Here is a 19,407-nt window from a genome sequence, read left to right as displayed (position 1 = left end):
CCAATTTACTGTGCAGTGTTGAACGTTTATAAGATCATTGACACTGTTACAATCATATGACATTTTACAAAATCACCAGCTTCTTATTCCTTTTGCTCTTTACTAATTGTATAATAAACTGGAAAATACACAATAGAAGACCTGTTTTTTTGAGAGGGGTACAAAGTAATGATCAATCGAAGTGAAAAGTTAGCTTTATACAAAAAACAACAGAATAAGCGTGCATTAAAGCTGACAATGTCTTCCAGTATTTTAGCGAGTATGGTAGCTGTTTCTGCCTTTGGAGAAGCGGTACAAGCTGAAGAAATCGATTTAAATAAAGAAGATATACAGGCATTATATGATCAATATAATGAACTTCAATCCACCGTCAATGACCAGGAATCAGATGGAAATTCAACTGAAGATACTGATATCCCTGTCTTAACAGAAGCAGAAAAAGAAGAAATGGCATTTGTAAGATCTCAACTGATCAAAATGATCGAACTGGCTGGAGGAACAGCATTAGTAGAGCAATTGAATGTTGACCAGCTTTCATCTAGTGAGTTGGATGCCGTTTTTGAGACATTACTTACTTACCAACTAGAACAAGCCGAATCAAACAGCGCTGTTAAAGCTGTAGAGACTGAGGCTGTTGAACATACTGAAGAAAAGCCAACTGAAGATGCTGCTGCGGAAGAAACCACTGAAGTTTCTGAAGAGAAAACAGAAGAAAATCTATCTGATCCAGTTAAAAAGACGGAAGAAAAAATTACACAAGAACTTGGTAGCAAAGAAACTGCCGATACCACCAATACTATTGAGAACACAGAAGCAGAACTGGAAAAAGAAACAGATCAATCCGAAAATGTTCAGGTGACATCTTCACCTGATGATGATGAAACCATTGAACCCGTAAATTCAGCACCGATCGAATCAGCAAGAGCAGCTTCTGTGAAAGTTGCTGGTTCACAAGAGGAGTCTGCAGCAGATGAAAGTAAATCAGTTCAAGAAAATTCTGCTGAAACAATAACAGAAATAGATGCAAAAAATGACTCTGAGCTAGACGCTGAAACGACAGAAAAGGCAACAGATAAAGCTGCTGAAACTGCTGTAAATACTGAAGATGAAGCAGAGGAAACTGCAAAAGAAACTAATTCTTCTAATCAGTCAGCTGAGACTGTTTCTAAAGATAAAACTGAACAAGTGACCGAAACAGAAACAGTGAAAAAAACAGAAAAAACCGAAACTCAAAAAACTGATGCAGAAATAACGGAGAATAAAAAAGCCGAAACTCAGAAAGCTGAAACAAAAGAAACCAAGACTGAGGAAAAAGCAATTGTCCATACTGTAAAATCAGGAGATACGCTTAATAAAATCTCGAAACAATATGGAACAACGGTCAGTAAAATCGTTTCATTAAATAAATTAGCGAGCGCCAATTTGATCAAAGTTGGACAGAAACTGGCAATCAATACAGCGGGATTAGAAGCAGTAACGACAACAGCTGCCAATACAGGTAATTTGAACAAGGCACAATCTGCTGAAGACTTCATCAACCAAATTTCTGGATATGCTAAGACAGTAGCTAAAGAAAATGGAATCTATGCTTCTATTATGATTGCACAAGCTAGTCTGGAATCTGGTTATGGAAAAAGTCAGTTGTCGTCTCCGCCAAACCACAACTTATTTGGAATCAAAGGAGAATACAATGGTCAGTCAGTAGCAATGAAAACCCGAGAATACTACAATAGTACGGGTTGGATTACCATTACCGATTACTTTAAAAAGTATCCTAGTTACGCAGAATCGCTTCAAGATAATGCTCGATTGATTCGTAATGGTACAAGTTGGAATAACGAGTACTATGCAGGAGCTTGGGTAGAAAATACGACTTCATATAGAGATGCTTCAGCTTGGCTGCAAGGACGTTACGCTACAGATCCGACTTATGCCAGCAAGTTGAACAACTTGATTGAATTATACAATCTTACAAAATACGATGGTGTCATTCCTGATACTGGAAATGAAACTACTCCATCTAAGCCGGTCGATTCTTCTAAACCAGCCCAACCTGCAACGCCGCCAGCTGAACAAACGGATAGCATCAATTACAAAGTGGTCAGCGGCGACACGTTAAGCGGAATTGCAAGAAGATACAATACGACCGTTTCAGCAATTAAATCAGCGAATAAGCTGACGTCCGATATGATTTTTGTAAATCAGACTTTATTGATTCCGGGTTCTTTATCAGAAACAGAGGATGATAAAGTAACAGAACCATCTTCACCTTCAACTCCGGAAACTAAACCAGAAGCTGGTCAGTCAGCTTACAAAGTAAAAAGCGGAGATACATTATCAGGTATTGCCAGAAAATATAAAACAACTGTATCTGCAATTAAATCCGCAAACAACTTGAAGTCAGATATGATTTATGTGAACCAGACATTAATGATTCCTGGAAAAGCTGCAGAGACTGCGCCTTCAGAGAGTCAGCAGCCTGAAACAAAACCTGACACTACTCAAACGACTTATAAGATTAAAGCCGGAGATACACTTTCTGGGATAGCGAGACGCTATAATATGACCGTTTCAGCAATCAAATCGGCCAATAAACTATCATCTGATATGATCTATGTAGGTCAGACCTTAAAACTTTCTGGTCAACTAGCAGAGACCAATGAAAAAGAACCAACGGCTCCAGAAAAAGAACAAGAGCAAGAAACAATACAATCCAGTTATCAAGTGAAAAGCGGAGATACGCTTTCGGGGATAGCTAGAAAATTCAGTACAACCGTGTCAGCAATCAAGAAAGCGAACAACTTAACTTCTGACTTGATTTTTGCGAATCAGAAACTAGCGGTTCCAAGGAAAACGGGTGAAAATGCTTCAGCAGGAAATACGGAAACTTCAAAACCCGATAATTCTGAAACAGCGAAAGAAACGCGTTATACCGTTAAAGCGGGTGATACACTATCTGGAATTGCAAGACGATTCAACACAACGGTATCAGCCATCAAGTCGACTAATCAACTTAAAACCGATTTGATTTTTGTAAATCAGACGCTGTCTATCAATAGAACAGTTGTATCTGCTGATCCAGTGGAAACAACTAAACCTTCTGAAGAAGCCAGCATTACCGGCACACATAAAGTGAAAGCAGGCGACACGCTCAGCGGTATCGCTCGCAGCTATAACACGACAGTTGCCAAACTGAAAAGCGATAATCAGTTAAAATCAGATTTGATTTTCGTTGGTCAAACGTTGAAAGTTAGTGGAAAAGCAGAGTCCGTTAAAGAAACAGAGAATAAAACAGATAGTGAAACGGCTCAATCAAAAGGAAAGATTACAGTAGAACCGGGTAATACCTTATCTGGATTAGCTAAAACATATAACACAACAGTAGCTGCTTTGAAATCTGCTAATGGATTGAAATCAGATCTGATTTTTGTCGGTCAAACTTTGTCAGTGCCTCAGGCTGAAAACCAGACACAGAAAACGGACAAGCAAGTATCGTCCGAGCCTTCTGAAAAAGAAGATTCACACAATACAGCTGTAAATTACACAGTTGTATCAGGAGATTCACTTTACAAGATCGCTTTGGACTATCAAACTTCAGTAGCGAAACTAAAAGAGTGGAACAAACTTGAATCAGATACCATTTACATCGGTCAAAAATTAACAGTCGGTCAAGTCGCTGAATCAAATAAGACTATTAAAGATAAGCCAAATGCTGAACAGACCGATTTAACAAAGAATCAGTATCGTGTAGTCAGCGGAGACACTTTGTCTGGTATTGCCCGCAAGTTTGATACAACGATCCAGCAATTGAAAGAGAAAAACAAACTGTCTTCAGACTTGATCTTTGTTGATCAATTGTTATCTTTATAAGAAGCTGGCAGATTAATCAACACCAAAAAGATGTTGCAGGTATGCAATCCCTTTGGTAAGATAAAGAAAATCCAACATAAAATAGATTTGAGTAATCAAATCATAAAAACGATAAACAGGAATAGTACGTTGACCCTTTTTTCTAGAGAGTGCATGGCTGGTGGAAATGCACATAAAGGAGACAGAACTCGCCTGGAAGTTGCTCAAGTGAAAGGACGATCCAGTTCTATTAGCTTGATCCGTTTATCCGCGTTAAGGATTTGAGATCGTCTTCTTATGAGACGATAAAATTAGGTGGTACCGCGTTAATAACGCCCTATAGACTATACAACTGTATAGTCTATAGGGCTTTTTTTATTCAATTTAATTAATGTATAAGGAGAGAATACAATGTCATTCAACCATAAAACAATCGAACGTCAGTGGCAGAATTACTGGGCTGAACAGAAAACATTTAAAGCCACAGAAGATGAAAATAAGGAATACTTCTATGCACTGGATATGTTCCCTTATCCTTCTGGACAAGGGCTGCATGTTGGTCACCCCGAAGGCTATACAGCTACAGATATCGTTTCCCGTATGAAACGTGCTCAAGGATATAACGTCCTTCATCCAATGGGGTGGGATGCATTTGGACTGCCGGCTGAACAGTATGCACTGGACACCGGAAACGACCCTGCTGAATTTACAGCCAAAAATATTCAGACATTCAAGCGTCAGATCAATTCACTAGGATTCAGCTATGATTGGGATAGAGAAATCAATACGACTGATCCTGACTATTATAAATGGACACAGTGGATCTTTATCAAGCTTTATGAAAAAGGACTGGCTTATGAAGCAGAAGTACCGGTCAACTGGTGTCCGGCTCTTGGAACCGTTCTGGCAAACGAAGAAGTCATCGACGGAAAATCAGAACGCGGGGGACATCCTGTTTACCGTAAACCAATGAAACAGTGGATGCTGAAGATTACAGCTTATGCCGACCGTTTGCTTGAAGACTTGGAAGACGTCGACTGGCCGGAGCACATTAAAGATATGCAGCGCAACTGGATCGGTAAATCTGAAGGGGCAAACGTCACCTTTAAAATCAAAGACTCAGAACTTAACTTCACTGTCTTTACGACTCGTCCAGATACATTGTTCGGTGCAACTTATGCCGTTCTAGCGCCAGAATCAGAGATTGTTTCCAGCATTACAACAGCCGAACAGAAGGAAGCAGTAGAAAACTATATCCAAACAGCGAATAATAAGTCAGACCTTGAAAGAACTGACTTGAATAAAGATAAATCCGGTGTCTTCACTGGAGCGTATGCTATTAATCCAGTAAATGGTGAAGAACTGCCAATCTATATTGCTGACTATGTACTGGCTTCTTATGGAACGGGTGCAATCATGGCAGTACCAGCGCATGACGAACGCGACTGGGAATTTGCGAAAAAATATGATTTGCCCATCATTCCTGTACTAGAAGGCGGCAATGTAGAGGAAGCAGCCTTTACAGAAGATGGTCCACACATTAATTCTGACTTTCTAGATGGATTGAACAAAGAAGAAGGCATCAATCAGATGATTGCATATCTTGAAGATTTGAAAGTCGGCGAAAGAAAAGTGACCTATCGTCTGCGCGACTGGCTATTTGCCCGTCAGAGATATTGGGGCGAGCCGATACCAGTAATCCACTGGGAAGATGGCACAACCACTACTGTTCCAGAATCGGAACTGCCGATCGAATTGCCGAAAACAGATGCCATCAAACCATCAGGCACAGGCGAGTCACCGCTTGCTGTGATCGAAGATTGGGTAAATGTGGTAGACCCGGAAACCGGCAAAAAAGGGAAACGCGATACAAATACAATGCCGCAATGGGCAGGAAGCTCATGGTACTTCCTAAGATTTATTGATCCAAAAAATCCGGATCAATTGGCTGACCCAGAAAAACTGAAAAAATGGCTTCCAGTCGACTTGTATATTGGCGGAGCTGAACACGCTGTATTGCATCTGCTATATGCACGCTTCTGGCATAAATTCTTGTATGATCTTGAAGTTGTTCCTACAAAAGAACCGTTTGAACGTCTATACAACCAAGGTATGATACTGGGAGAAAACAACGAGAAAATGTCTAAATCAAAAGGCAATGTTGTCAATCCGGATGATGTAGTCGAAGAGTACGGAGCGGATACATTGAGAGTGTATGAAATGTTTATGGGGCCGCTTGATGCGGCAATTGCATGGAGTACAGATGGACTGGAAGGGTCTAGAAAATTCCTGGACCGTGTCTGGAGATTGCTGATCGATGAAAATGATCATGTAAGAGACCGGATTACGACCTTTAACGATGGAACCTTAGATGTTGTATATAATCAGACTGTTAAGAAAGTCACTAATGACTTTGATCAGCTGCAGTTTAATACAGGTATTTCTCAGTTGATGGTCTTTGTTAATGCAGCTTATAAAGCAGATGGACTGCCAATCGATTATATCAAAGGATTCATTAAAATGCTGGCACCGATTGCTCCGCATTTGGGAGAAGAATTGTGGAAACGCATCGCTCAAACCGGCGAAAGTGTTTCCTATGAAGCATGGCCAACGTATGATGAATCAAAACTCGTCACAGATGAAGTAGAAGTGGTCTTCCAAATTAATGGTAAAGTCCGCGGTAAAGCAACGGCTTCGAAATCAATCTCAAAAGAAGAGCTTGAGAAAATGGCAATGGAAAATGAAAATATTCAAGAACATCTGGAAGGGAAAACGGTTCGCAAAGTGATCGTCGTACCCGGAAAACTCGTCAATATAGTAGCACCAAACTAATCAATTTACAGTAAAAAAAGCAGCAGGAGCATCTATCAAATGGACTCCTGCTGCTTTTATACTTTTTTAAACAAATTTGAAAAAACTTATCAAAGAATTAAGAGTTTTGAAATGGTTAATATCATTTTGTTTAGATATACTCAAAAGGCGGGTAAATTAAACAATTGTTGACCTGGTAGTATAATCACTTCTAAAATAAAAGTGCATAGACTAGAATAGTTTGTTAAAATGTTAGTGCACTATGCTAAATACATAAATCACTGGATTGAATTTTTAGTTTTATACAGAGGAGAAACTTTGATGCAACAAAATTTTATGCAAAATGAACTGATCGTACAACAAAACTTAAGCAAACATGATATGAAAAAATTTATTAGACTGATCTGGTCAACAAACCTATCAAAATCTTTACTGATTTTCGGTTTGCTGGGCAGTATTCTGACAACAATGACCCAATTGATGATCCCTCTCGTTACCCAGAGATTCATTGACGGAGTAGAACTGGACTTTTTCACACCATGGATGATTGCGGGAATTGTCGGTGTCTTTATACTGCAAGTATTATTGGACGCAATGTCCAATTATATCCTGCACAAAGTAGGACATCAAGTTATCGCCGGTTTACGGACTTTTCTATGGAATAAAGTCACGAGGCTGCCCGTTAGATTTTTTGATCAATACGCTTCTGGTGAGATTGTCAGCCGAATTACGAATGATACGATTATTGTACAGAATCTGATTACTGCATTCTTTCCGCAGTTTGTTACAGGGATCGTCACGGTTATCGGTGTTTTCTTTATCTTGATCTTTATGGACTGGCAAATGACATTAGTTATGCTGATCGCCATTCCGCTGGCAACGTTTGTAATCAAGCCGCTGGGAAATAAAATTGCTTCTATATCCAAAGAAATGCAAGACGAGACGGCAGTATTCTCAGGAAGAATTCAGCAGACAATCTCTGAAGCACGACTGATGAAGTCATCGACTGCTGAATCTTATGAAAAGGAAAAAGGAAAAAAAGGCGTCAACCGGTTATATAAAATCGGTTTAAAAGAAGCAAGATACATGGCTTTTATTGCACCGCTGATGTACACAATGATGATGGGTATTATTGTAGTTGTTATCGGTTACGGCGGATATCGAGTAGCTCAAGGTGTCATGACCACTGGTTCGTTGGTAGCTTTTCTGCTTTATCTGTTTCAAGTGATCTTTCCAGCAGTCACTTTCATGAATTTCTTCATGCAGATCCAAAAAGCAGCAGGTGCGACCAACCGAATTATTTCTATTTTAGATGAGCCGGAAGAGCCTAACGATATAGGAGAAGAAGTGAACATTACGGACCTTCCGCTCCATTTCAAAGATGTTTCATTTGCCTATAATAAAAATAATCCTATCTTAAAACAGATAACCTTCTCAACTGCTCCGGGTGAAAAAATTGCTTTTGCCGGACCAAGCGGCGGTGGAAAGACAACACTCTTTGCGTTGGTCGAACGGTTCTATGAACCGAAGTCTGGAGAAATTGCAGTCGGTGATACGCCGATCCAAAGCATTTCTATTCAGTCCTGGAGAAGTCAGATCGGATATGTCTCGCAGGAAAATGCAATGATGTCCGGAACGATTCGGGAAAACCTTTGTTACGGATTGCCGGAAGAAAAAGATGTTTCAGATGAAGAATTATGGAAGGTCGCTGAAATGGCGTACGCCAGAGGATTTATTGAATCTTTCCCGGATGGACTGGATGAAATGATTGGCGAACGCGGTATCAAGCTCTCTGGAGGTCAGAGGCAGCGGATCAATATTGCCAGAGCCTTCTTACGCGATCCGAAGATTTTGATGATGGATGAAGCAACCGCTAGTTTAGACAGTCAATCAGAAAGAATCGTTTCTCAAGCTTTGAATAAGTTGATGGAAGGGCGGACAACGTTTGTGATCGCTCACCGTCTCAGCACTATCATTGATGCAAACAAGATTTTATTCATAGAAGATGGAGAAATTACTGGGATGGGAACGCATGAAGAATTGCTCGCGGATCATCCATTGTACGCATTATTTGCGAAACAGCAACTGAACTAGTTAGTTCTGTCTTAAATAAGTCAAAAGCATTAAGATTTCAATAAAATAGACTTTTCTCGTGAAACGAGATTGCAACGCATACGGTAAAACAGTAAAATAGAATCTAGTTGAAAAGGAGCGCTCAGCGGCTCCTTTTTCTATGCTTTAAATGAATACCAGTTGATCAATTATAAGCTGCACTTAATGAAGCCCGAATTATTGAAAGAAGGTTCAATTCAGATGGACAATCAAACAACTTCAAAACCTATAAAAAAAGAATTATCAAATGATCAGAAAATGGTCAGCGGCTCTGCCTGGATGACCGCAGGCAGCATGGTTTCCAGAGTATTGGGAATCATTTATATAATTCCCTGGATGGCTTGGATGGGTGCGGAGGCGAATGCGGCAAATGCACTGTTCCAAATCGGCTACACGCCCTATGCATTCTTTCTAGCACTAGCTACTGCCGGCGTACCATCAGCAATTTCCAAGCAAATCAGTCATTATAACGCACTCGGTGAATATGAAGTTTCCAAATCGATTTATAAACAGGGACTTAAACTAATGGCTTTAACTGGACTCATTTCCGCAGTGGCGTTATATATTTTAGCACCTGTTTTAGCGACCACAAGTCCTTCCGAAAGTACAGATGACGCCGTATTAGTCATGCGGGCTCTTGTTCCTGCATTGCTGATTATTCCATCTCAAAGCGTAACAAGAGGATTTCTTCAAGGGCACAATACAATGGCGGGTCCGGCAATCTCACAGATTATAGAACAGTTTGCCAGAATTTTATTTATGCTGTCATCTGCTTTCATGATCACTCAGCTGCTTAGAGGGGAAATGGTTACAGCAGTAGCCTATTCTACATTCGCTGCTTTTATCGGTGCGCTGTTTTCACTACTGTATTTAGCTTGGAAAATTAAACGAATTGATACTGCTTTCAACTATGGAGCAGAAGAAAGTACCGGAAAAGTAGAAGTCTCCTCTAATGCTTTGCTTAAAGGAATTATAAAAACTTCTATACCCTTTATTATTATTGCAACAGGCATTACAATCTTCCAGATGATCGATCAGATCACTTATGCACCGATCATGGAATGGTTCTCAGAGTTAAGCAAAGATGCCATTGAAGAAACGTATGGGATTACCCAAGCGAATGCGCATAAATTGATTATGATACTGACGTCCTTCGGTACAGCATTGTCGATTGCCACTGTTCCGCTGATCAGTAACCTAATGGCGAAAAGAGACATTAAAGAAGTCAGCAAACAGTTCTCTAAAGGCGTCCAATTATTATTCTTCGCAATGTTTCCTGCAGCAGTCGGTATGGCTGTTGTAGCGGAACCGTTATACAATGTCTTTTTCCCTGCGAGTGATCTGGGGACTTCCGTGACAGTCGTTTCTGCTTATATGAGTATTTTTATTGCGTTATATGCTGTTTTAGGAAATATGCTTCAAGCTGCAGGTCAAACTAGGCCAGCAATCAAAACGCTGATGATTGGTTTTGCAGTAAAGCTGATTACTCAACCTCTATTTGTGGGAATAATGGGACTAGGTGCTTACGGGATGTTGTATTCTACGATCGCCGGTTTTGGCGTTACTTGCTGGCTGATGATGCGTATTATGCACGGAGCGACAAACTACTCTGCGAGTCTGCTGTTCAGACGATCCTTGTTGATCTTGATCTTATCGCTCGTTATGGGAGCAGTCACAATGGTGACACGAGAAGGTGTCAGTTTGTTCTTAGATTTCGAGAACAAAGTACAGGCCGGTTTATCTCTGCCGATTATGGCTGCTGTCGGAATTGCAGTATACGGCTATCTCTCTTTAAAAACACGCTTAGCAGATAGACTCATAGGCTCACAAGCTGCTTCTGTCAGAAATAAATTAAGAATGAAATAGTGTGAAATTCAAAGAAATACGGTACACTGAAAGTGAGGTGACTAGATGAGAATTGATAAATTATTAGCTCATAGTGGATTAGGAACAAGAAAAGAAGTCAAGAAACTGCTTAAATCGTCTATTATAGAGATTAATGGCGAAATCGTGAAGGATCCGAAGACACAGGTAGATCCTGACCAGGATGAAATCAAGATAGCTGGGGATCAACTGGACTATCAAGAGTTTGTTTATTTTATGCTGAACAAGCCAGCAGGTGTCATCAGTGCCACGGAAGACGTGATGCATGAAACCGTGCTAGATCTGCTTGAGCTCAGCGATATTGTTCAAGAACCGCATCCTGTCGGCCGATTAGATATCGATACAGAAGGATTGCTGCTGCTGACAAATGATGGGGGACTGACTCATCGTTTATTGTCTCCAAAACATCATGTCGATAAAACTTACTTGGCTGAGATTGAAGGAATCGTAACCGAAGAAGATGTTGCGGCTTTCAGAAAAGGCGTAGAATTAGATGATGGATATCAGACCATGCCGGCCGAGCTAAAGGTTTTAGCTGTAGATGAAGAAAGTCAGACTTCTAACATTGAGATCACTATTCAAGAAGGCAAGTTCCATCAAGTCAAAAGAATGTTCCACGCAGTCGGAAAAGAAGTGCTTTATCTAAAACGACTTTCGATGGGACCTTTAACACTGGATCCGCATCTGGAACTGGGTGCATATCGAGAATGCACAAAAGAGGAGATTGCACAATTAAAAGCTGAATAAGTTTGAGCTGTCTTAAAGGAAATCTTTGAGGCAGCTTTTTTAAATAGGATCCTGACAAATAGGACTTATAAGAAAGCATAAACAGGATAAGCAATAATAAAAAAGCATACTCGCAAAGCGTCAGCCTTTCAGCTGAAGGACGAGTATGCTTCCTAGTCATGTCCAGATACGGTTATCCAATAAACAAAGCTGAAAATCCAGATAGTACATATGAAAAGCCAACCCACATCATGATGATGATCCGCTGTCTGTCTCGCTTAAAGGCTTCATCATCCGGATTCTGATCATATTTAGGACCAGCAGTAAAGCTGTATAATGCGATTAAAACCATTCCCAAAAAGAATCCGGCTTCTAATCCATAATACATCAATAGAAATCCTAAAATAAAAGCACCTGCACAAAACCCTATTAATTTTTTATTCATCAAACTCGACCTTTCTTTTTTCTCTCATCCAGTATAACGAAGAAAAAAGAGGAAATCTACTGTCTTTGTGCGTAGGCGTGCATCGTTTCAGGTATCTTTTCAATGATCATAGTAGGTAAAGTAACGTAGTGTGTGTTGGATAAAGTATTGGCGATATCACTGTGAAGATACACAGCCGATAGGATACCAAGATGCTGGTCTTCATACTGTCCCATAAATCCGGCGATCATTCCAGCCAGAGTATCTCCCATACCACCTGTTGCCATAGAAGGGTTGCCAGGAATATTCTGCCATACTTCATCATCAAAATAAACTTCAGATTGTCCTTTCTTCAATACAATGATGGCATCTAACGCTTTCTGTTTATTGCGATTATCTTCTTCATTTTCTTCCTCTTTACTTAGTCCGGAGAGTGTTTTCCATTCACCGACATGCGGGGTAAACACGACTTGTGCATTTGGATGAGGCATTTGCTCATTTTTATAGATTGAAATGGCATCTCCATCAATCAATAAAAATTGCTCTTTTTTTAAATGGGTTAAAACCGTTTTGAATACTTCTGTGGCTTTTTCATTTCGACCAAGACCAGGCCCCATTACAATACCATCCATTTTTTCTACCATATTACCCAGTGCTTCTAGATTATACATATTCAAAAACATTGCTTCAGGTAATCTGGCGTGTAAAGCGTGAACATTTTCTGGTGCACTGGCAACAGTCACTAGACCAGCACCAGAATAGACTGCTGCGGACGATGACATAATAATGGCTCCGCCCATCTGCGCGCTGCCGCCCACAAAAAGCAGTTTACCGAAATTTCCTTTATAGCTATTCTCTTTTCTGACAGGAATAGCCTTTTCAACAAGTGATTTTTCTATTGGTTTCAAGTTGAAACCCTCCTCGTATAATAAGTTTGTAGTTAAGAATTGTTCTTAACTTAGTTGATGGATTAACTGTTTGAAAGAATGGAGCTTTCTCCCCCATGGGGGAGAAAAATTTCAAAAAGTCGCTTTTGATGATCCATTCACTTTAGTTCTTTGATAATTAAATATCTTGGTTATCGCTTGGTCATTCCGTGCTGTTTCTGTGTAAAATAGAACTAGATGGAAGATGGTTCTAAATGGGATGAAGCTTTCCCCTCCTTGTAGTTCGACTACTCATTAAGCATGCTTCCCGTCACAATGTTGAGACTATTTACTCATAAGCTGTATGGCTTGGTTCTTGTGTCCGTTGGTCTTAGGAAACCTTCGGTCTTGGCAGCTACACAAGAAACGAGTTAAATACTTATGCTCGAGGTTAAGGCACGCATTGTGTTACAGGGATAGCCCGGAGTGACCAAGCTTACCTTCCAAATTTATAACGAAAGGGGGAACCCTTCCATGAAATTATTTGTCGGTTTAGACGTAAGTAAAGCGAAGCTTGATGCTTGTTTTCTCTTACGTGAAGATGATACCAATACGATTCTTTGGCAAGAGACAGTAGCGAATAGTGAGTCAGGCGCCACAATGATTAAAGATAAAATCCTTCGCTTTCACGAGGAGTTGGATTTTGACAAAATACTTGTAGGTATGGAAGCGACGGGTCAATACAGTATGCACCCGTCCCTATTCTTCTCAAATGATCCAGAGTTGAAACTGATTAACGTTGAAACCATTGTAGAAAACCCGCGGGTTATTCATCGTTTTTCTAAAGTCTGGACAGAAGAAAAGAATGATAAATTAGACGCCCAAATCATTGCAGAGTTTTTGACAACTGGAAAGCATACGAAATCTCAACCACGAGAAGAAAAATTCGTTGCTCTTCTACGTTTTACTCGTACACGCTATCAGTTGATTCGACAGATGACCGAAGCCCAGCAGCACTACGTGGAAAATCTTTATTACAAGTGCAACACTCTTTCGAGTGACTTAAAAGCTGAAAATATAAGCACGTCTGTGTTTAGTTCAACGATGATTCAATTAATGAATGGCGACATTTCAATGGCTGAGATTCGGACAATGAATAGCGTTGAGCTAGCTGCTTTACTTCAAAAGTTTGGACGAGGACGCTTTAAAGATCCTGTCAAATTAGCTAAAGTCATTAGAAAATCTGTCTCAGACTCTTATCGCTTAGGCAAATTAGCACAAGACAGTATTGATATCAATCTAGGTGTTCAAATGCGTGTTATACGTGGATTTGAACAAGAAATAAAAATCATTGATAAAGCCATTGAGAATATTATGGAAACCATCGATAGCGCCAAAACATTGTTAAGCATTCCAGGCATTGGACCTGTTTATGCCGCAGGCATTATCGCTGAAGTTGGTCAAATTGACCGATTTAACCATGAAGCTCAACTGGCAAAATACGCTGGTCTTTATTGGCCAAAACATCAATCTGGTAACTATCAAAAAGAAAAGACACCGATGTCTAAGTCAGGAAACCGTTATTTACGTTATTACTTAGTTCAAGCTGCCAACTCTGTAAGACGATATATTCCTGAGTATGAAGCCTATTACCAGAAAAAATATAAAGAAGTACCGAAAACACAACACAAACGAGCCCTCGTCTTAACTGCACGAAAATTAGTGCGTCTGGTGTTTGCACTCCTAAGCGATCACCAACTCTATATCGCAAGATCGGAGGCGATGGAGTCTTAAGAGAAACTATTTCTTAAGGACGACTATCCGAAGATATAAACCGAACGTATTTTCGAATACGTGGCGGTTTAGTTCAGTGTACCCTTTTTTATGAAAATAGGTTGTCATTTTAATCTATTCTCTTGACTTAACACCATAATGCTTTTAAAGCTTATTTTACGATAATCCATTTACCTTTGCACTTATGACACTTTTCCTTAGTAATTGAAAAATTGGTGTTTAACGGAAAAAGTGCTAAAATGGTATACAGAAGCAAAGATCGTGTACGTATTTTAAAAAACGCGGTCTTTACGATTCAGATAATGCAATGGGAGGAATTTTACCAATGGCCAATCAATCAATTGACTGGAAAGCAGAAGCGGCAAAACGCAAAGAGGACTTTCTAGAAGATTTGTTTACGATTCTTAGAATCGACAGTGTTAGAGATGATTCAAAAGCAACAGAAGATGCTCCGGTAGGTCCGGGACCAAAAGAAGCGTTAGAAGCATTCTTGAAAATCGGAGAAAGAGACGGGTTCAAGGCTGAAAACTTCGATAACTGGGCTGGACATATTGAATATGGTGACGGAGATGAAACAATGGGCGTACTTGCGCACGTGGACGTTGTTCCAACAGGTACAGGCTGGGAAACAGATCCTTTCGATCCAGTAATCAAAGACGGCAAATTATATGCCCGCGGCTCAAGTGATGATAAAGGTCCGGGAATGGCTGCTTACTATGCAATCAAAATGATTAAAGAGCTGGAACTGCCAGTATCTAGAAAAATCCGTTTCATTCTTGGAACAGATGAGGAAAGTGAATGGAAAGGAATCAAGCATTACCTTGAAACACAACCGGAACCTGACTTCGGCTTTTCACCAGATGCAGCGTTCCCGATCATCAATGGAGAAAAAGGGAATGTGTCAGCGCAGTTAGCCTTTGAAGGAAATGCTGACGGCGGTACGCACAAGCTTGTTGAATTCGAATCTGGTCTGCGCCCGAACATGGTACCGCAAGATGCAGTCGCTGTCATTGATTCTGAAGATCCTTCAGAATTAGAAAGTGGGTTCCAGGATTTCTTATCCGGACAATCTGTAACAGGCGATCTAGCTGTTGACGGCAATCGAGTAACGATCAGAGTAGTCGGAAAAGCTGCACACGGAAGTACACCGGCTAAAGGGGTCAATGCCGGAACCTATCTGGCTCGTTTCTTATCCGATTATAATTTCGGAGGAGACGCACAAGACTTTATCCAAGTCATTGCATTATACTTGCATGAAGATCCTGCTGGCGAAAAATTGGGAATTGCACACACTGATGCCGTAATGGGTGAACTGACTTCCAATACAGGAGTCTTCAACTTCAACGTTGATCAAGGCGGACAGATTACTGTCAATATGCGTTATCCGCAAGGAACGGACGAAGAGACGATTGGTACCCGCATAAAAGAAAAAATGTCTCAGTACAACGTTACAGTGACATTGCCAGAAGGAAAAGTCCCTCATTATGTTCCAGGCAATGATCCGTTAGTGACCACTTTGTTAGATGTTTATCACCGTCAGACTGGCTTAGAAGCGACTGAACAGGTCATCGGCGGCGGAACCTACGGACGTCTGATGAAACGAGGCGTTGCATATGGCGCAATGTTCCCTGATAGTGTTGACACTATGCATCAGGCCAATGAATTTATGGCGGTAGATGATCTTATGAACGCGATGGCCATTTACGCTGAAGCAATCTATGAATTAGTAAAATAATCTTTACAATTATAACGCTCTGTATGTTACGATGCATACAGAGCGTTATTTACATATAAATTCATTATTTCAACGAAAGGAATAGAAAGATGTATAGAAAAGCCATTATCGGTTCAGTTTATTTTTCTATAAAAAAGAACGATTAAAAGAATCAAAATAACTGATCGAACTGAACGAATGTTGTGATACACTATTAAGAAATCATGCAAAATGGGGGGAGAACATGTTTAAAAAGATGCTATTGGGGGATATCATCGTTTTAGCTATAGGTTTTATGCTTTTATATGGCGCTGAAAGAACGGATCAGAATTGGCCTGTGTATATTGGGATTTTTATCATTGTAGTCCTTTTAAGAAAAGGGATCAGCCGCTGGTTTGCAGAAGTTGACCGGACCGTCTACAGTCATCCTTATAAAACTCAAATTTCGGTTGTGCTGATTGTCCTGGTTTCCGTTTTAGCCACCTACAATGAAAGCAATATTTTTGTGGTTATTGCCATGTATTCATTTTTAGAACTAATGAATACATACTTCTTTTACAGATTCTTTTCAACAACAAATGAAAAAAGCGAGCGGCTTAGTGATTCAAACTAAGTCGCTTGCTCTTTTTAGATAACGCTTATTCTTCTACAGAAGAAAGATCTACTTGCATCGTTTGACCTTCATCCATAGCAATATGTCCTGATTCATACGGTTCTGTTTCAACAGTCACCAATACTTCATCGGTCTGATAATAACCGCCGATTGTATTCACGATACTTTGCAGCAGGAGTGCTTCTATCCCTGAACCTGCATTCATTTCTGTAATCAGTTCTTCAGAGAAGTCAGCATGCACGATTCCATCATTTCCCATATACAAATAGTTGAGTTCAACATTTTCTGTTAGAGAAGGAACGGACATTACATCTGTGCTGCCATTTAAGATTTCGGTCAACGCTAACCGAGCCGGATCGTTGGTGTACAGCTCCAACGTTGTTTCAACAGTATTTAGAGCAGTAGCCATTTCATTCAATTCATATACCGTCAACGGTATTTCTTCCGGTACTTCATCTTCCAGCTGGCTCAATGTAGAAGTTACCGTCATATCACCATCTGGTTCATAAATACTTTGGATCATACCAACTGCCGGTGCGTAATATAACAGGGTCGTTGTGTCATTCAGTGTGCGCGTAATTTCCAGAGCATCATAGGTTCCGGCAGGTGTCTCAATGGAAACATTTGAGTCAGTGATCTCAGAAATTGAACCAGATGGGCTCTCCCAGCTGTGTCCGACTTCGATAGGTGCCTGAAGAAGAACTTCGTATTGATCCTGTTCGCTGGTCAATCCAGTATCCACCACATCATCGCGGAAGTAAGTTTCGCCTCTTAAAAAGACTTCGCGGACCTCATTTTCTGCGTATTCGTAAACTTTCACTGAATCAGTACCAGTCCCAGACTGGACGACTTGCAGAGTATCGCTGTGTGTGAACTGCGGATAGACCGTGTAAGCAGCACTTTCCGCGCCTTCACCTTCGTAGACGTAGCGCGTATTTTCGTTCATGGGAATCCAGTCAAGCATATTTTGCGAAAGGTTTTCCGTAGTTTCTTCATCTGTTGAGCTGTCTGTATTGGTATCAGTATCTGTTCCGGCAGCCGAATCTGTCTGTTCGGTAGTATCTTCTGTTGTCGGCTGAGCTTCATCTGAGCAAGCAGCCAGCACAAGACCAGATAAGGATAGGAAAGCCATTTTTTTGAACATCGATTGATAGGACATTTTTTTCCTCCTAGGAATCTGTATAGTTGGTGTGATTAAATTTCTAGTGATAATGCTTTTTCATAAATGTCTCTTGAAACTGCTAATGTCTGATCGCCGCGTTCAGAGATTGCTGTATTGCCGTGAGCTTCAAGCTGTTTGACTAAATAATCGATATCTTCTTGCTTTACATCGATTTCAGTTAAAGACACAGGCATATCGATAGATTTCAAGAAAGCAGCTGTTTTCAGTATGGCTGCGTCCGCTTTTACTTCATCAGAACCTTCTTGGATATTCCAGACATTTTCAGCATATTGAACAAGTTTGTCAAATTTCGCTTCTTTACGAACCGATAAGACAGCAGGCAGAATCGCTGAGAGCGTACGGGCGTGATCGGTGTGATTCAGCACTGTGATCTCATGACCTAGTGCATGGGTTGACCAGTCTCCTGGAACTCCGGTAGAAAGCAGGCGGTTCAAAGCGATCGTAGCTGTCCACATAAAGTCAGCACGTATAGCGTAATCTTGTTTTTCTTCATCAATAACTTCTGGACCGATTTCGATCAGTGTCCGCAACAGACTTTCTGAGAAACCATCTTGAACACGTGCACCACCGACTGGATAGGTTAAGTATTGTTCTAAAATATGCACAAATGAGTCGGTTACGCCGTTCGCCAACTGTCTTTTCGGCAGAGTATACGTTAATTCAGGCTCTAAAATGGAGAATGCCGGATAAACTTTGATACTGTTGAAGCTGACTTTTGCTTCTTTTTCTTTGAAAGTAACGACAGCTGTTCCGTTCATTTCTGATCCCGTTGCCGGCAATGTCAGAATCGTACCAAGAGGCAGAGCGGACTTCACTTCTTCACCGGTTCCAACGCCTTTAGCGAAAATATTGACAGGGTCACCGTCAAATTCAGCTGCAGCCGCAATAAATTTAGATCCGTCAATGACTGATCCGCCGCCGACTGCTAGTATATAGTCGTAACCTTCTTTTTGAATCAGCTCAACAGCTCGCATACAAGTTTCGTAAGTCGGGTTTGCTTCAATTCCGCCAAACTCACCAATCTCATAGTCTGCTAATGCTTCACGAACACGATCCAATGTTCCAAAGCGTTTGACACTTCCGCCACCATAAGTAATCAAAACCTTTTTATCTTTAGGGATCAATGTTGAAAGAGATGGAATCTGGTCTTTTCCAAAAACAATTTTTGTAGGATTATGAAAAATAAAATTTGCGACTTCCTGCTGCATAATATAGCGCTCCTTTTTTATTAAGTAAGTCCATTGTATCACAAAATGCGATTGTAAAAATATGAAAGCAAATCGACAAAAAACGATCAGATTTTAAAGAAAATAAAGTTGAAAGCGGGTTACACCTTATAATATACGAATAATATCATTATTTATATTTTTTTTATTCGAATATTATTAAAAGAAAGCGGATTATCTATCAAAAATTAATCGATTTTCTATT

12 protein-coding genes and 1 other annotated feature are annotated in these 19,407 nt (G+C 40.3%); of the genes, 8 read left to right on the top strand and 4 right to left on the bottom strand.

Translation table 11 applies throughout. The features are described from left to right. Positions 1 to 168: 168 nt before the first annotated feature. The 5 genes from B6F02_RS11160 (at position 169) to B6F02_RS07880 (ending at position 11,403) form a co-directional block, all read left to right on the top strand. Complete coding sequence (locus B6F02_RS11160) at positions 169 to 3,870, top strand: LysM peptidoglycan-binding domain-containing protein (protein WP_080146812.1); 3,702 nt, start codon at positions 169 to 171, stop codon at positions 3,868 to 3,870. A 102-nt stretch (positions 3,871 to 3,972) separates the two neighbouring features. Then, positions 3,973 to 4,192, top strand: a binding site (T-box leader). A gap of 68 nt (positions 4,193 to 4,260) precedes the next feature. Continuing rightward, the gene (leuS, locus tag B6F02_RS07895) at positions 4,261 to 6,681 is read left to right on the top strand and encodes a leucine--tRNA ligase (protein ID WP_080146811.1); all 2,421 of its coding nucleotides are present in this window, start codon (positions 4,261 to 4,263) and stop codon (positions 6,679 to 6,681) included. Between the two features lie 300 nt (positions 6,682 to 6,981). After that, a complete protein-coding gene (locus B6F02_RS07890) occupies positions 6,982 to 8,754 on the top strand; it encodes an ABC transporter ATP-binding protein (protein WP_256864673.1) in 1,773 nt (590 codons plus the stop codon). Positions 8,755 to 8,973: 219 nt separating this feature from the next. Further along, on the top strand, positions 8,974 to 10,638 hold the full coding sequence (locus B6F02_RS07885) for a putative polysaccharide biosynthesis protein (RefSeq protein ID WP_080146810.1): 1,665 nt from the start codon (positions 8,974 to 8,976) through the stop codon (positions 10,636 to 10,638). A gap of 45 nt (positions 10,639 to 10,683) precedes the next feature. Beyond that, positions 10,684 to 11,403 carry a pseudouridine synthase gene (locus B6F02_RS07880; RefSeq protein WP_080146809.1) on the top strand — a complete coding sequence of 240 codons (720 nt, stop codon included), beginning with the start codon at positions 10,684 to 10,686 and terminating at the stop codon, positions 11,401 to 11,403. Positions 11,404 to 11,575: 172 nt separating this feature from the next. Here B6F02_RS07880 and B6F02_RS07875 read toward each other — a convergent pair whose 3' ends face one another. Both B6F02_RS07875 and B6F02_RS07870 read right to left on the bottom strand, forming a co-directional pair. After that, positions 11,576 to 11,827: a hypothetical protein gene (locus tag B6F02_RS07875; protein WP_080146808.1), complete on the bottom strand. Its 252-nt coding sequence runs from the start codon at positions 11,825 to 11,827 to the stop codon at positions 11,576 to 11,578. A 56-nt stretch (positions 11,828 to 11,883) separates the two neighbouring features. Continuing rightward, positions 11,884 to 12,714: an NAD(P)H-hydrate dehydratase gene (locus tag B6F02_RS07870; protein WP_080146807.1), complete on the bottom strand. Its 831-nt coding sequence runs from the start codon at positions 12,712 to 12,714 to the stop codon at positions 11,884 to 11,886. 492 nt (positions 12,715 to 13,206) lie between these two features. On the opposite strand from B6F02_RS07870, the gene B6F02_RS07865 reads away from it, so the two are divergent. From B6F02_RS07865 to B6F02_RS07855, 3 genes are all read left to right on the top strand, one after another. Next, entirely contained in the window at positions 13,207 to 14,466 is a 1,260-nt protein-coding gene (locus B6F02_RS07865; protein WP_080145550.1) for an IS110 family transposase, read from the top strand. Between the two features lie 325 nt (positions 14,467 to 14,791). Continuing rightward, the gene (gene pepV, locus B6F02_RS07860) at positions 14,792 to 16,201 is read left to right on the top strand and encodes a dipeptidase PepV (RefSeq protein ID WP_080146806.1); all 1,410 of its coding nucleotides are present in this window, start codon (positions 14,792 to 14,794) and stop codon (positions 16,199 to 16,201) included. A gap of 223 nt (positions 16,202 to 16,424) precedes the next feature. Beyond that, entirely contained in the window at positions 16,425 to 16,793 is a 369-nt protein-coding gene (locus B6F02_RS07855; protein WP_080146805.1) for a hypothetical protein, read from the top strand. Between the two features lie 25 nt (positions 16,794 to 16,818). On the opposite strand, the gene B6F02_RS07850 is transcribed toward B6F02_RS07855, so the two are convergent. Together B6F02_RS07850 and B6F02_RS07845 are read right to left on the bottom strand one after the other, a co-directional pair. Then, complete coding sequence (locus B6F02_RS07850) at positions 16,819 to 17,952, bottom strand: GerMN domain-containing protein (RefSeq protein WP_080146804.1); 1,134 nt, start codon at positions 17,950 to 17,952, stop codon at positions 16,819 to 16,821. 35 nt (positions 17,953 to 17,987) lie between these two features. After that, positions 17,988 to 19,184 (bottom strand): iron-containing alcohol dehydrogenase, encoded by a 1,197-nt coding sequence (locus tag B6F02_RS07845; protein ID WP_080146803.1) that lies wholly within the window; start codon positions 19,182 to 19,184, stop codon positions 17,988 to 17,990. Positions 19,185 to 19,407 lie beyond the last annotated feature (223 nt).

The sequence above is a fragment of the Marinilactibacillus piezotolerans genome (assembly GCF_900169305.1).
GTDB lineage: Bacteria > Bacillota > Bacilli > Lactobacillales > Carnobacteriaceae_A > Marinilactibacillus > Marinilactibacillus piezotolerans_A.
Note: the sequence above shows the minus strand (reverse complement) of the source record. Positions and strands in the feature narration are given on the sequence as shown.